At 60.1% G+C, this 14,866-nt stretch carries 13 protein-coding genes and 1 riboswitch; of the genes, 3 read left to right on the top strand and 10 right to left on the bottom strand.

Annotated features, from left to right (window positions below; translation table 11 throughout):
- Positions 1-140 precede the first annotated feature (140 nt).
- Positions 141-1,139: an alpha/beta fold hydrolase gene (locus MME58_RS15890; protein WP_054987240.1), complete on the top strand. Its 999-nt coding sequence runs from the start codon at positions 141-143 to the stop codon at positions 1,137-1,139.
- 61 nt (positions 1,140-1,200) lie between these two features.
- On the opposite strand, the gene nirD is transcribed toward MME58_RS15890, so the two are convergent.
- Positions 1,201-1,587 carry a nitrite reductase small subunit NirD gene (gene nirD, locus MME58_RS15885; protein WP_054987239.1) on the bottom strand — a complete coding sequence of 129 codons (387 nt, stop codon included), beginning with the start codon at positions 1,585-1,587 and terminating at the stop codon, positions 1,201-1,203.
- Positions 1,587-4,148, bottom strand: coding sequence for a nitrite reductase large subunit NirB (gene nirB / locus MME58_RS15880; RefSeq protein ID WP_054987238.1), 2,562 nt, complete (start codon positions 4,146-4,148; stop codon positions 1,587-1,589). The genes nirD and nirB overlap by 1 nt, the downstream gene beginning before the upstream one ends.
- A 558-nt stretch (positions 4,149-4,706) precedes the next feature.
- On the opposite strand from nirB, the gene MME58_RS15875 reads away from it, so the two are divergent.
- On the top strand, positions 4,707-5,201 hold the full coding sequence (locus MME58_RS15875; RefSeq protein WP_055006168.1) for a GNAT family N-acetyltransferase: 495 nt from the start codon (positions 4,707-4,709) through the stop codon (positions 5,199-5,201).
- 56 nt (positions 5,202-5,257) lie between these two features.
- On the opposite strand, the gene MME58_RS15870 is transcribed toward MME58_RS15875, so the two are convergent.
- From MME58_RS15870 to MME58_RS15850, 5 genes are all read right to left on the bottom strand, one after another.
- Complete coding sequence (locus tag MME58_RS15870; RefSeq protein ID WP_055006169.1) at positions 5,258-7,264, bottom strand: peptidase U32 family protein; 2,007 nt, start codon at positions 7,262-7,264, stop codon at positions 5,258-5,260.
- Between the two features lie 106 nt (positions 7,265-7,370).
- Positions 7,371-8,162, bottom strand: coding sequence for an ABC transporter ATP-binding protein (locus tag MME58_RS15865; RefSeq protein ID WP_054987235.1), 792 nt, complete (start codon positions 8,160-8,162; stop codon positions 7,371-7,373).
- Positions 8,159-9,181, bottom strand: coding sequence for a FecCD family ABC transporter permease (locus MME58_RS15860; RefSeq protein WP_055006170.1), 1,023 nt, complete (start codon positions 9,179-9,181; stop codon positions 8,159-8,161). The genes MME58_RS15865 and MME58_RS15860 overlap by 4 nt, the downstream gene beginning before the upstream one ends.
- On the bottom strand, positions 9,178-10,191 hold the full coding sequence (locus tag MME58_RS15855) for an ABC transporter substrate-binding protein (RefSeq protein ID WP_055006171.1): 1,014 nt from the start codon (positions 10,189-10,191) through the stop codon (positions 9,178-9,180). The genes MME58_RS15860 and MME58_RS15855 overlap by 4 nt, the downstream gene beginning before the upstream one ends.
- 130 nt (positions 10,192-10,321) lie before the next feature.
- Positions 10,322-10,520, bottom strand: a riboswitch (cobalamin riboswitch).
- An 18-nt stretch (positions 10,521-10,538) separates the two neighbouring features.
- Entirely contained in the window at positions 10,539-11,255 is a 717-nt protein-coding gene (locus MME58_RS15850; protein ID WP_054987232.1) for a FadR/GntR family transcriptional regulator, read from the bottom strand.
- A 108-nt stretch (positions 11,256-11,363) separates the two neighbouring features.
- Between MME58_RS15850 and MME58_RS15845 the strand changes: the two genes are divergently transcribed.
- Complete coding sequence (locus MME58_RS15845; protein WP_054987231.1) at positions 11,364-12,098, top strand: FadR/GntR family transcriptional regulator; 735 nt, start codon at positions 11,364-11,366, stop codon at positions 12,096-12,098.
- Between the two features lie 251 nt (positions 12,099-12,349).
- On the opposite strand, the gene MME58_RS15840 is transcribed toward MME58_RS15845, so the two are convergent.
- The 3 genes from MME58_RS15840 to MME58_RS15830 form a co-directional block, all read right to left on the bottom strand.
- Entirely contained in the window at positions 12,350-13,072 is a 723-nt protein-coding gene (locus tag MME58_RS15840; protein WP_054985692.1) for an oligogalacturonate-specific porin KdgM family protein, read from the bottom strand.
- A gap of 137 nt (positions 13,073-13,209) precedes the next feature.
- Positions 13,210-13,974, bottom strand: a complete 765-nt coding sequence (locus MME58_RS15835) for an ABC transporter ATP-binding protein (protein WP_055006949.1) — start codon at positions 13,972-13,974, stop codon at positions 13,210-13,212.
- A gap of 10 nt (positions 13,975-13,984) precedes the next feature.
- The gene (locus MME58_RS15830) at positions 13,985-14,839 is read right to left on the bottom strand and encodes an ABC transporter ATP-binding protein (RefSeq protein ID WP_055006950.1); all 855 of its coding nucleotides are present in this window, start codon (positions 14,837-14,839) and stop codon (positions 13,985-13,987) included.
- Between the last annotated feature and the right edge of the window lie 27 nt (positions 14,840-14,866).

Here is a 14,866-nt window from a genome sequence, read left to right as displayed (position 1 = left end):
GCACGGTGAAACGTCTGCTTACGGTTCTTCAGGCAGGAAAGGGGCGAATCTGTAGCGCCAAACAGGGTCTACTTGCAGGTCTGCGGTTTAACTCGGAAACGTCTGCAGACTTTCGACCCCTACCTAAAGGAGGTGCCCCTATGCGGGCTGCAAAGATTGCCGGCATGTTGATGTCGTTGACGCTGTCAGGCGCAGCACTGGCTGAAACGCCCGGTTACGGCCAGCAACTGGAAGGTTTCAGTTACCCTCACGCGCTGCATAAATTCAGTTTTCAGTCTCAGGGCCAGGCTCTGGAAATGGGCTATATGGACGTTGCGCCGAGCGGCAAGGCCAATGGCCGCATCGCGGTGTTGCTGCATGGCAAGAACTTCTGTGCGGCGACCTGGGAAGACACGATCAAGGGGCTGAGTGCGGCGGGATATCGTGTTGTGACGCCTGATCAGATTGGCTTCTGCACGTCGACCAAGCCTGAGCACTATCAGTACAGCTTCCAGCAGTTGTCGATGAACACCCATGCGTTGCTTGAAAAGCTGGGTATCGACAAGGTGTCGGTTGTCGGCCACTCCACTGGCGGTATGCTGGCCACGCGTTATGCGCTGATGTACCCGAAGCAGACCGAGAAACTGGTGATGGTCAATCCTATCGGTCTGGAGGACTGGAAAGCGCTCGGAGTCCCTTACCGCAGCGTCGATCAGTGGTATGAGCGTGAGCTGAAGACCACGGCTGAAGGCATTCGCGCCTATGAGCAGAAGACCTATTACGACGGGCGCTGGAAGCCTGAGTATGACAAGTGGGTTGATATGCTGGCCGGTCTGAACAAGGGACCGGGCCAGAAGATCGTTGCCTGGAACTCGGCACTGATCTACGACATGATTTTCACCCAGCCGGTGTTCTACGAATTTCCGAAGCTGCAAGTGCCGACCGTTCTGATGGTCGGGGATGCCGACACCACGGCCATCGGCAGCGACATTGCGCCGCCTGAAGTCAAGGCCAGAATCGGTAATTACAAGGTATTGGGCAAGCAGGTGGCGCAGATGATTCCGGGCGCCAGACTGGTGGAGTTCAAGGGCAAGGGACATGCCCCGCAGATGGAAGATCCGCAGGGCTTTAACAAAGCGCTGGTGTCCGAACTGCACTAGTCCGCAAGGCTTGTAACGCAGCAACCTGGTCGGCTGGCGATCAGGTTGTCTTCGCGGTCAGCTAGACAGCAACTTCTACCTGATCGCCCTTGAAACGTACTGGCCAGACTTCCAGACGTTGCTCCGGGTACTCGACGCAACTGCCGTCTTGCAGGCGAAAGTGCTGCTTGTACAGCGGCGAGGCAATCACCAGTTCGCCGCCTATCTGGCCAATCAATCCACGACCGATCACGTTGGCCCCGGACTTGGGGTCGCGGTTATCGATGGCGAAAAGTTGTTCGCCCTCCGCGGTTTCAGGCAGGTAGAACAGCGCTACCTGAGTGCCGTCCAGCCATGCCACAACGCCGGAATTGGCGACCAGATCCGCGCGTTCACACAGCGCATGCCAGTGCGGCTTCAGGGCAGACCGGGCATTTTCGTCCGCGACTGTTGTGTTGGACGCGTCCATTACACCACCTCCTTGAACAACGGTATAAGGGCCAGCTCTTCGGGTTTTGCCGGACGACGCTGGGCACGCTCCTTGACGAAATGCACATCCGGGTCGGCACGCCCGTCGTTGACGAAGGTGCGGAAGCGCTTGAGCTTTTCCGGGTCCTTGAGGGCATTGGCCCATTCGCATTCGTAGCGGTCGACCACCAGTTGCATCTGCGCCTCCAGTTCTGCCGCCAGCCCCAGGCTGTCATCGAGAATCACCGCCTTGAGATAGTCCAGGCCACCCTCCAGCGATTCACGCCAGACCGAGGTGCGCTGCAGCTTGTCGGCAGTGCGGATGTAGAGCATCAGGAAACGGTCGATGTAGCGGATCAGGGTTTCGTCATCCAGATCGGTGGCGAACAGTTCGGCGTGACGCGGACGCATGCCGCCATTGCCGCACAGGTACAGGTTCCAGCCGTTTTCAGTGGCAATCACGCCAACGTCCTTGCTCTGCGCTTCGGCGCACTCGCGCGTGCAGCCGGATACCGCGAACTTGAGTTTGTGCGGCGAGCGCAGGCCCTTGTAACGGTCCTCAATGCGCAACGCCATGGCCACGCTGTCCTGCACGCCATAGCGGCACCAGGTACTGCCGACGCAGGACTTCACTGTTCGGGTCGACTTGCCGTAGGCGTGACCGGTCTCGAAACCTGCCTCGATCAGCTCGCTCCAGATATCCGGCAACTCGTGCAATTGCGCACCGAACAAGTCAATGCGCTGACCGCCGGTGATTTTGGTGTACAGGTCGTACTTCTTGGCCACGGCACCAATTGCGATGAGGCCGTCAGGGGTGATCTCGCCACCTGGAATACGCGGTACGACCGAGTAAGTGCCATTTTTCTGCATGTTGGCCATGAACGTGTCATTGGTGTCCTGCAACGGCACCAGCGAAGGTTCGGTGATGGGACGGTTCCAGCACGAGGCGAGAATCGAGCCGACCGCAGGTTTGCAGATATCGCAGCCATGCGCGCCCTTGCCGTGTCGAGCGAGCAGTTCTTCGAAGGTTTCGACGCCCTCGACGCGGACTATCGAATATAGCTCCTGACGGGTGTAGGCGAAGTGCTCGCAGAGGCTCTTGTCGACGGCAACGCCGCGGGCAATCAATTCATGCTCGAAGACCTGCTTGAGCAGTGCCGTGCAACCACCGCAACCAGTGGCTGCCTTGGTGCAGGACTTGATCCCGGCGAGGTCGGTGCAGCCATTGTCGATTGCCGAGCAGATAGAGCCTTTGCTGACGTTATGGCAGGAACAGATGGTTGCTGTGGCGGGCAGCGCATCGGCGCCCAGGGTCGGCGCGCCTTCGCCACGAGGCAGGATCAGGCTTGAAGGGTCATCGGGAAGGGTGATGCCATTCTGGGCATATTGCAGCAAGGTATCGTAATAACTGTTGTCGCCGACCAGCACAGCGCCGAGCACTTGCTTGCCATCCGCCGACACCACCAGACGACGATAGCTGGCGGTGGCCTCATCGATGAATCGATAACTCACGGCCCCGGCCAGCGCACCGTGCGCGTCACCGATGGAGCCGACATCGACGCCGAGCAGCTTGAGCTTGGTGGACATGTCTGCACCGAAGAACGGCTCAGTGTCCTTTTCGCACAACTGCGCCGCGACGCCACGGGCCATTTGATAACCAGGGGCCACCAGGCCGAACACGCTACCGTTCCAGGCAGCGCATTCACCGATTGCATAGATATTGGCATCGCTTGTGCGGCAATGCTCGTCGATTGCGATACCGCCTCGTGGTCCGAGCTCTAGCTCACACTGGCGAGCCAGAGCGTCTTGCGGACGGATTCCGGCGGAGAACACAATCAGATCGGTTTCGAGAAATTCGTCATTGGCGAAATTCATCCGGTAGCGGTATTGCTTGCCGTCGCTGATCGACTGCGTGGCGCGGGACAGGTGAACGCCGACGCCCAGCGCTTCGATACGCGCTTTCAATGCGGCACCGCCATGCTCGTCCAGTTGCACCGGCATCAGGCGCGGCGCGAATTCGACGACATGGGCCTCCAGACCAAGCGATTTCAGCGCGTTGGCCGCCTCAAGCCCCAGCAAGCCGCCGCCGACCACCACGCCACGACGCGCTTTCGACGCGGCGTAGCGTATGGTGTCCAGGTCCTCCAGCGTGCGATAGACCAGTCGCGAATTGCCTGTTGCGCCCTCGATGGGTGGCACAAACGGGTAGGAGCCGGTGGCCAGGATCAGCTTGTCGTAGCTCAGGCAGCCTTCGGCGGTAATGACTTCGTTGCGCTCACGATCAATTTCCAGCACCGGTACGCCGAGGTGCAGCGTAAGGCCTGGTTGTTCGTAGACAGACATTGCACTCATGGCCAGCGATTCTGCATCACGGCCGGTGAAGTATTCGGACAAATGCACGCGGTCGTAGGCGCGCTGTGCTTCTTCGCCAAACACGTGGATGCGATACCGTTCAAGCGCGCCGCCTGCGATCAACTGCTCGACGCAATGATGCCCGACCATGCCATTACCGACGACGATCAGGTTTTTTACATCGTTGTGGGGGAAGACTGTGGTGTTCATAGCGAGTCCCGGCCAAAGCCAATCAGGTTTTTTAAAGCAAAAAAAAAAGCGCCCGGAACCTTTCGGTTCCAGGCGCCTTTGCCTGTTCTCTTATGGGAAGTTCTGGGTGCCATCGAGCGACGTTGCCGGATGCACCTGAGTAGCCCTCTGGTCTCTGCAAGACTGGCGATCGGCATCGATCAACCGGGGCAAGCCCGACCACATTCATCGGGAGTATGTCGAGTCATGCAGAGGTTGTGCCAGTTTTTGGCCGGGGCCTCATCGCTGAGATATGGCGGGGTTTGCAGACATGGGCGGGGATAGTCCGCTCCGGTTATTGCCTTGGATTGGTGCGTATGGCTGTTCGCTGCCTCAAATGCGGTCGGGATCGATGACCTGTGCTTGGCCATGCCAGGCTACCTCCGGATCAGCGTCCGGGACGGCATGCCAGTGCTGAGCGTCGCACGATAACTGAGATTATCGTTCCTCAGGCTCCAGCACGGCACGAGAACCGGCCAGCTCACCCATGCCTGGCGCAACATTTGTATTATTCTGCGACCCCCAGCCAAGTCAGTTGCCATGAAGATTTCCATCACCGAAGTACATCCCGTCGATATCCCGCAAACAGTCGACTTCGTCATGCGTGCCCGTGCCGAGATATTTCCGTTGATCGACGCCGTCACGGTTCCTCCCGATCTGGCCGGTTTCGAACAGGTGTACCTGAGTGGCAAGGACGGTAAATTTCTGATTGCCCGCTGTGAAGGGCAGATCATCGCTGCCGTGGGCTATCTGCCGTACGATCATCGTTTCCCGCAGCTTGATTACAGCGGGCGCAGAACCGTTGAGATCGTACGTCTGTTCGTCACGCCGGAGTTTCGCGGCGACGGGCTGGCCAGCCGCTTATGTCAGGCGCTCTGGGCGCATGCCGGGGCGGGTTATGTAGAGATTCTGTACCTGCATACCCACCCGTTTCTGCCGGGTGCCATTCGTTTCTGGGAGAAACAGGGTTTTGCCGTAACCGATGTGGAAAGTGACCCAGTATGGAACACGACTCACATGGAACGCGTTCTTTAAGAGGGCTTTGTCAGAAGACGGAAGGGGGCTGGCAGGCACCAACCCCTTCGTATCGATCAGTGCGGAGAACGCTGACGCGCAGTCTTGAGCAGGTCTTCCGGCGTGATGTGGCCAACCACCGATTTGGCCGCCGCGCTGCCGGGTAGCGGCAAGTCGAGAATGTGACCTTTCATCTTGCCGATCACGTGCATTTCGCAAGGCTTGCAATCGAATTTCAGGGTCAGCACTTCGTCACCCTGTACCAGTTGCATCGGCGCGACCTTGGTACGCACGCCAGTGACACCCTTGGCCTGTTTCGGGCACAGATTGAACGAGAAGCGCAGGCAGTGCTTGGTGATCATCACCGGCACTTCGCCGGTTTCCTCGTGGGCCTCGTAGGCTGCATCGATCAACTGTACGCCGTGGCGATGATAGAAGTCGCGGGCCTTCTGGTTGTAGACGTTGGCCAGAAAAGACAGGTGCGATTCCGGGTACACCGGTGGCGGGGTAGTCTCGGCCTTGCGGCCACCGCGCGGATGGGCCTTGACGCGTGCTTCGGTCAGCGCTTCGATGGCGTCGCGGCGCAGGGTCTTGAGCTGCGAATTGGGCACGAAGAACGCCTGCGGCGCGTCGAGCCTGACATCCTGAGCATGATAGATCGTGGTGCCCAGTTGGGTGAGCAGGTCCCGCAACTGATCCAGCGCCTGCTGGGGTTTGTTGGCGGCACCGAAAGGGCCGTCGAGGCCGACGGTGACACTTACGCCTTCTTCGCTGGTAGCGTCCAGGCGCAGGTGATCTTCACGCAAGGTGACCTGCCACTGAATGCCGATCCGGCGCTCGGCCGAAGTTTTGAGCAGTGCCTGCTGCCAGTTGTGGTCCAGGTTGCGATTCAGTGGGTGATTCGGGCGCACACGGGAGAGGGCCGCAGGCATCTCGTTGGGTTCTACGCGGTAGCGCCAGCGCTTCTGGCCGTCTTCTTCGAACTCGCCCTTGAGCTCGGCGATGTTGGCACGAAAGCCCACTACTTCACGTTTGATCTGCACATTGAGGCCGTCGCCATTGGACAGCGGCTCATGGGTTACGGCAATCAGGTCACGCTTGCCGAGCTTCTCGACGGTGCCCACCGCCAGGCCGGTGAAGGTAGGCGTATCGAACGCGCCGATGTCGATCTTGCGGTCGCTGACGAAATAATCGGTACTGCCGCGATGAAAGGTTTTTTCCGGGTCGGGCACGAAGAAGTGTGCGGTATGGCCACTGGACGCGCGTGCGAGGTCAGGGCGGTCTTCGAGGATCTCGTCCAGGCGCTGGCGATAATAGGCAGTGATATTTTTGACGTAGCCCGCGTCCTTGTAACGGCCTTCGATCTTGAATGAACGCACGCCTGCGTCCACCAGTGCACGCAGGTTGGCGCTCTGGTTATTGTCTTTCATCGACAACAGATGTTTTTCGAAGGCCACGACGCGGCCCTGGTCATCCTTGAGTGTGTAGGGCAGGCGGCACGCCTGGGAGCAGTCGCCACGGTTGGCGCTGCGCCCGTTCTGCGCGTGGGAAATATTGCACTGCCCGGAAAACGCCACGCACAGTGCGCCATGGATGAAAAACTCGATGGCGGCATCGGTTTCATCGGCAATTGCGCGGATTTCCTGCAGGTTCAGCTCCCGGGCCAGCACCAGTTGCGAAAACCCGGCCTGATCAAGGAACTTCGCCCGCCCCAGGGTGCGGATGTCAGTCTGCGTACTGGCGTGCAGCTCGATGGGCGGAATGTCCAGTTCCATGACTCCGAGGTCTTGCACGATCAACGCGTCCACGCCTGCGTCATAGAGCTGGTGAATCAGCTTGCGGGCTGGTTCCAGTTCATCGTCATGCAGGATGGTGTTGATCGTGGTGAAGATCCGCGTGTGATAGCGATGAGCGAATTTGACCAGTTCGGCAATATCGCTGACCTCGTTGCAGGCGTTGTGTCGTGCACCGAAGCTCGGGCCGCCGATATAGACGGCGTCGGCGCCATGCAGAATGGCCTCGCGGGCGATGGTCACATCCCGCGCAGGGCTGAGCAATTCCAGGTGGTGCTTGGGTAACGACATGGCAACGGGATCCGGCATCGGGCAAAGCGCGCATTGTAGTGCCACAGAACGCCCGGCGCACCTGTTGAAGATTCAGGCAAGTGACCGGCTGACCGCCGGCGCTCCGTCAGCGTGAGCGCAAACGCAGGATTTTTGCGCCGTCGAAGGGGTCGGTCAACCAGTGCGCCACGACGCCGAAGGTGCTCAACAGGCGTTCCGGGGTCAGCACCTCGACCGGTGCACCCAGCGCGACCAGGCGGCCTTTTTCCATGACCGCCACGCGGTCGCAATCCAGCGCCTGATTCAGGTCGTGCAGGGCAATCACGGTGGTAACCGGCAAGGCCCTGACCAGACCGAGGATGGTCAGTTGATGCTGGATGTCCAGGTGATTGGTCGGTTCGTCCAGCAGAAGGATCTTCGGCCTTTGCGCTAGTGCCCTGGCAATATGCACACGCTGCCGCTCACCTCCTGACAGGGTGTGCCAGGCGCGTTTTTGCAGGTGCAGCATGTCCACATCCTGCAAGGCCTGGCTAACGATGGCGTCATCGTTCGTGCTCCACGGCTCGAGTGCCGACAGCCAGGGCGTGCGACCCAGTTCGACGGCATCCCGTACAGTCACGGCGTCGCTGGTTTCTGCCTGTTGTTCGACCACTGCCAGCAGGCGGGCCACGTCTCTGCGGCTCATTGACTCGAGTGGCTGCCCGCCCAGCCTGACGCTGCCGCTGACCGGCTTCTGAATACCGGCCAACAGTTTCAGCAGGGTGGATTTGCCCGACCCGTTAGGGCCGACCACGGCCAGCGTTTCGCCCGCTGCAATGCTCAGGTCGACCTCGCGCAGCAGCGCAGTACCGCGTACCGAATAACCCAGACCCGAGCAACCGAGCACCGCTGCGTTGACCTGCTGAGGAAACGCGTTCATCGAGTGCTATTGCCCCGGATAAGTATCAAAGCGAAGACCGGTGCGCCGATCAGGGCGGTAATGACGCCAATCGGCAGCGCCTGCCCCTTGATCAGCGTGCGCGAGAGGATGTCGGCAGCGATCAGAAACAATGCGCCGCTCAATGCGCTCAGCGGTACCAGCCGTGCATGCCGGACACCGACCAGCATACGTACGGCGTGCGGGATCACCAGCCCGACGAAGCCGATGGAACCGACAATCGATACCATCACCGCCGTGACCAGCGCGGCGGTGGCGATCAGTATGATCTGCACGCGCCGCACCGCAATCCCCAGCGACGCTGCCGAGTCGCTGCCGAATGTGAAAGCGTCCAGCGCTCGTCTGTACCACAGGCACACCAGCAGCCCGACCAGCACCGTCGGCACCGCCAGCCAGACAGAGTGCCAGCGCACTCCGCTGAGGTTGCCCAGCAACCAGAACATGATGCCGCGTGCCTGCTCCGAGCTTGCGGATTTGGTGATCAGAAACGATGTCAGGGCATTGAACAGTTGCGAACCGGCAATCCCGGCCAGAATGATCTGCCCGGCTGCCGTGGTGCCGCGTGACGAATGTGCCAGCAGGGCGACCAGCGAAAACGCGGCAACGGCCCCGGCAAAGGCACCTGCCGACATCGAAATCGCGCCTGCACCAAAGCCCAGAATGGCAACCAGTACCGCACCGGTCGACGCCCCTGCGGAAATCCCCAACAGATACGGGTCTGCCAGCGGATTGCGCAACAAGGATTGCAGCACCACGCCGCAGATCGCCAGCCCGGCCCCGCAGGCTGCCGCGACAATGGCGCGGGTCAGCCGGTAGTTCCAGACAATGCCCTCATCGATAGGGTCGAGCACGTAGCTGGCTGCCCAGAGTTTGTTGGCCAGCACCTGAAAAACCACCGGCAGGCTGATCGAGGTTTCGCCAATCGCCGCACCGATCATGATCGCCAGTACCAGCACTGCCGAGACCCAGAGCACATGGCCCAACGCTACTGGTAATCTCATTGTGCCGCGTTGAAACGGTTGGCGGCGTCAGCCAGTTCCTCGAACCCGGTGAACAGGCGCAGACCGGCCTGCATGCCCTCGGCGTCGATGATCACGATCCGCTCATGCTTGACTGCGTCCATGTTGCGCGTCACCGGATCGCTCTTGAGAAATTCGATTTTCTTCAGGTAGTCGTCGGCCGGGAAGCGGCGGCGGTCCATGCGCGCAATCACCAGAATGCTTGGGTTGGCCTTGGCAATGGTTTCCCAGCCCACGGTCGGCCATTCCTCGTCGGACTGGACGATATTGCGCATGCCCAGGCTGTTGAGCATGAAATCCGGGATGCCTTTGCGGCCTGCCACGAAAGGATCGCTGGCAAGGTCCGAACTGGAAAACCAGAACAGCGCCGAGACGTCGTTCGCCTTGTTCTGTCTGACGTTGGCGATGGCTGCGTTCAGGCGTGTCTTGAGGTCGGCAACCAGCGCATCACCGCGATCCTGTACGTCGAAAATCTGCGCCAGTTGCTCGATGCTTCTGTAGATGGTCTCGATACGGAACGGCTCGAGGCGTGTGCCATCGGCACCGACCAGATTGTCTTTGCCTTCACAATCGGACGGCAAAATGTAAGTGGGTATTTTCAGGTCATGGAACTGTTCGCGGGTGCCGACCACGCCCTGTTTGCCGACCATCCATTCCAGTTGCACGGTCACCAGTTCAGGCCGTTTGCCAATCACCGCTTCAAAGCTGGGGTCGTTGTCGGCCAGACGCTCTACCTTGTCGTTCTGCGCCTTGAAGCGTGGCAATACGTTGTTGAACCACAGCGAAGTGCCGACCAGGCGGTCACCCAGGCCCAGTTCGTAGAGCATTTCAGTGCCGGCCTGGCCAATCGTTACCGTCCTGGCCGGCGCGTGTGCGAATGTCAGGGTCGAACCACAGTTTTCGAGGGTCAGCGGATACCGAGTGGGGGCCGCGAGCGTCAGGGTGGGCAGCGTCAGGCAGGCGACGAGTGCGGCAAGGCGGGGCAGCGGCATGGAAGACGGTCTCCGTTGGGGCAGGTGCCAAGGCGCAATGCACATCAGGAAACACATCCCCGGCAGATAACCGGGCACGACAGTAAATGCCGACGCGTGCGGATGTCCTTCCCGGACACCCCGCCGGTTAGTTGGTTGAATCGGGTCGGCAGGTCTCCTGACTGGCATGTCATCGCCAGGCTCCGGCCTTCCCGGAGCGTGTCCAGTGGCAGTTATGGAGCAGGCTCGATGCCTACAGTTGCGGGGGCAGTTTCGTTTTGGCTTTGTGACGACAAAGCGTGCGAATTCCCTGTTAGTTCCTCTCGGAAACCGACGGGCGGCATGGTAAACGATAAGCGTTTTAGTGGCTAATCCTTTGCGCGCAGGCGCAGCAGACTGTTGATCAGATGCAGGCGCATCGCGGCTCGGGCGGCGTCGCGGTCCTGATGGACAATGGCGTCCAGAATGGTTTCCTGCTCGCGCTGCTGAATGCCGGGGTCATCCTCTGCGTGCAACGACACGATATTGCCAAATCCGCTGCGAGTACGAGGCAGGATGCTGCTGCCGAGCTGGCTCATGACATCGGTAAAGAAGCTGTTGGCGGTGCACAGCGATATCTGTCGGTGGAACTCGAAGTCGGCCTGCAGAGTGTCATGCCCCAGGCGTGCGCAGCGATTCAGTTCATCGAGGGCCTGGCGGATGGCATCGAGCTGCTCCGGTGTACGGCGTTGTGCAGCGAGCGCGGCTGATTCCGGCTCAATGCTCAGGCGCAGCTCGATGATCGATACCGCATCGCCGGGCGCTGCGACTGGCGGTTCAGTCTGCTGGAAATCCCTTGGCTGCGATGCGTCGACCACGAAGGTGCCGATACCATGACGGGTTTCGACCAGCCCTTCGGCTTGCAGGCGTGACATCGCCTCCCGAACCACGGTGCGGCTGACCCCTGTTTCGCGGATGATCACCTGTTCGGTGGGGAGTTTTTCACCGCTCTGAATCTCGCCTTCGCGAATCCTGCGTGAAAACTCGGCGACCAGTTGCTGGGTCAGGCTGGAGCGACGGCCTTTTGATGTGGAAGGTTGTTCCATGGCGGGTGAGCGGGTCCATGTCGGGTGGCTGAGTATAACCGCACTGAGGGCGTGTTTTGTGGGGGGATCGCAGCCTATACTCGCGTATCGGACAGAACTGAGGCTGCAATGTCGGACAACGCACTTTCCTCGCAAAAGAACCATCGACGCCTGGCGGAAACCCTGGTCGACCGATTCGCCCAGCGCATGCGTGATGGTGTGCTGGTGCGCGGCGAGAAACTGCCTTCCGAGATCCACATCATGGAAGCCGAGGGTGTCAGCCGCACGGTGGTGCGCGACGCGCTGTCGCGAATGCAGGCCGCCGGGCTGGTGGAGACCCGGCATGGCGTGGGCACCTTTGTTCTTGACATGCCACCGCCTGAAGGTTTTTCAGTAGGCCCTGCGACCATTGCCACAGTGTCCGATGTGCTGAACTTGCTGGAGTTTCGTTTGAGCCTTGAAGTCGAGGCGGCAGGCCTGGCAGCGCAGCGACGCAGTCCCGAAGCGTTGCTGGAGCTCAAGCGAGCGTTCGATGCATTGCTCGACGGGCCGCAAAAATCCGGGACCACCATCAATGCCGATTTTCAATTTCACCTCAAGATCGCCAAGGCGTCGGGCAATGCGTACCTGATCGATATCATGAAACACCTGGGCACCAAGCTGATCCCGCGCACACGGATGAATTCGGCCTATACCGGGCAGAGCGACCGCAACGCCTACCTGGCCGGAATCAACGCCGAACACCGGCAAATCTATAACGCCATCGCCGAGGGCAACGTCGACGCCGCGCGCTCGGCGATGTACCTGCACCTCAACGGCAGCCGCATGCGCCTGCGCCGCACTCAGGCACTGTACAGCGACTGAGCGATTCGAGACCGGACGCGGGGTTTCTGCCAGACACCTGTCGTTCCTCACGCTCCCGCGTGGGGATGCCCTGGGTGACGCTCCGCGTCACAATTCTGCGCCACGCCACATGCTCGAAAGAGGACGCAGAGCGTCCAGAACTGCATGCGACGCGGAGCGTCGGCACGATAATCCAAAGCCAGACACGGCATGCGACGCGGAGCGTCGCACGATGGTGAGATTATCGTTCCTCACGCTCCAGTGGGGGTGCGCTACAGGAAGTTGTATTGCACGCCTACGCGCAATCTCAGCTGGCGCTTGTCATCTTCGGAATCGACCTTGATGTCGCCGACTTCAAAAAACGGCACCCAGTGTTTGTCCCATTTGTATTTGAAGGCTGCGTTCTGCTCGTAGTCGGTCCTGCCGTTGTCGTAACGGATGTAATCGGCGTCGAAGTAGGTGAACTGATACTCGTACGCCCAAGGGCCTTTGCTGGCGTAGTTGATCCAGACGTCGTAACGATTGATCGACTGATCATCCATCTGGTTGTCAGGCATGTCGTGGTTGACCTTGTCGCGGTCCAGCTTGATCGAGTCGTAGCGATAGCGGCCTGATACGCTCAATTGGTCGTTTACCTTGTAACCCAGCTTGAGGCCCATTTTGTAGGCCGTCGATTTCTCGATGCTCTCCAGCGCAAACGACGGCGTCAGCAGCCATTTGTCATCCAGCCGGTATTGATAGCTGACCGTCAGTTCGTGGCCGTTGCCAACGGTGTTGTCGAACGCCACATCTTGTCGGTCGCCTGCGGTCTTGTATTTGAGCTCGCCTTCGAACCCCCAGCCGCTGTCCAGTCGGCTGCCGAATTTGACCCGGTCGGCATGCATGCGGGTGCTTTCTGCATACTGATGGCGATAGTTGATGTACGCGCTGTCGGCATGCGCCCAGGCGCCAGGGAACAGAGCAGTCAGAGAGAGTAACGCGAGTGATTTTTTCATTTTTTTATTCTTGTTTGAGGGTTGTCTGGGGGTGTTCAAGCAAATCGCAGGCAGCCGCCGGGTTCCTTGGCCGATCTGGCCGGGGATCACGGTGTCGGCAGGGGGCCGGGCTCAGCGGTCGCGCGCCCGGCAGCGGTTCATCCCGTCGGGCGCAGGTCCATGTCGCGACTGGCTTGAATCAGCAATCGTGAGTATTCGTGTCGGGCCTGGTTGTTGATCAATTGGCTGCTGTCGAGTGTTTCCAGCACCTGGCCCTGTTGCATGACGGCAACCCGGTCACAGAGGTGCGCCACGACGCCAAGGTCGTGAGTCACCATCAGGTAGGTCAGGCCTTGTTGATGGCGCAAGTCGGCGAGCAGGTTGAGGATTTCGGCCTGCACTGAAACATCCAGTGCCGAGGTCGGTTCGTCGAGCAGCAGCACACGGGGTTCGAGAATCAGCGCCCTTGCAATAGCGACACGCTGGCGTTGGCCGCCAGACAACTGATGCGGGTAACGGAAGCGAAAGCTCTCGTTGAGGCCGACCTTGTTCAGTGCCTCGCAGACGCGACGGTCACGGTCGCCGATCCGGTGAATGCTCAATGGCTCCTTGAGTGCCGCATCAATGGTGTGGCGTGGGTGCAATGAGGCGTAGGGATCTTGAAACACCATCTGCACAGTCCGGTAGTGACCGGCATCGAGTTTGCGTTGCACGGCCTGGCCTGCCACGCTCAGAGCACCGCTCCAGTGATGATATTGCCCTGCCAGGCAGCGCAGGACGGTGGTTTTGCCCGAGCCCGACTCGCCGACCAGGCCGAACGACTGGCCTTGCTCGACCTGCAGGTTGACGTCACGCAGCACCTGATTCAGCGCTGTGCCAGTGCCGAAGCTCAGGTTCAGTGAATCGACTGTGATCATTGCCATGGGAGCATTCTCAGTGAGTGAGCCAAAGGGGATCGCGTTGCAGAACCGGCAGGCTGGCACGCGGGTGATCCAGGCTGGGCAGGGCGGCCAGCAAGCCTCGGGTGTAAGGATGGCGGGCCTGGTCCAGCTCGCCGGCGTTCAGCGATTCCACCACCCGCCCGGCGTACATCACCAGCACCCGGTCGCAGAAATGGCGCACCATATTCAGGTCGTGGCTGATGAAGATCAGGCCCAGATCGCGCTCACTGACCAGTTCCTCCAGTACGTTGAGCACCTGGCGGCGCACCGAAACGTCGAGTGCGGAAGTCGGTTCGTCGGCGATGATCACCTGCGGGTCGGTGATCACCATCATCGCAATCATGATCCTTTGGCCCATGCCGCCCGAGACTTCGTGGGGATACAGTTCGTAGACGCGGGCCGGTTCACGGATGTGCACCTTCGCGAGCATGTCCAGCGTGCGCTCGCGGGCTTCCTTTTTCGAGACCCGGTGGTGTGCCAGATAGGCCTCGGCGATCTGCTCGCCCACTTTGATCACCGGGTTCAGCGAGTATTTCGGGTCCTGCATGATCATCGACATGCGCCGGCCGCGAATGCTCTGCATCTGTTTTTCGCTGCATTCAAGCAAATCGGTATCGCCGAAGCGCAGGGTTTTGGCCGTCACCCTGGCCGTTGCCGGGTGCAGGCGCAGCAGGCTGCGGCCCACTGTGGACTTGCCTGATCCCGATTCGCCGACGATCGCCATCTTTTCCCGGCCCAGGCTGAATGACACGTCGCGAACGGCTGCCGTGACCTTGCCTGCGTGACTGAACCCGACCCGTAAATCCTTTACCTCAAGCTTGATCTGTGGCGTGGCTATGTTTGACATGGCGATGAGTCCTTTTTTGTTATTCGA

Source organism: Pseudomonas syringae pv. tagetis, assembly GCF_022557255.1.
In the GTDB taxonomy this organism is placed as follows: Bacteria; Pseudomonadota; Gammaproteobacteria; order Pseudomonadales; family Pseudomonadaceae; genus Aquipseudomonas; species Aquipseudomonas caricapapayae.
Note: the sequence above shows the minus strand (reverse complement) of the source record. Positions and strands in the feature narration are given on the sequence as shown.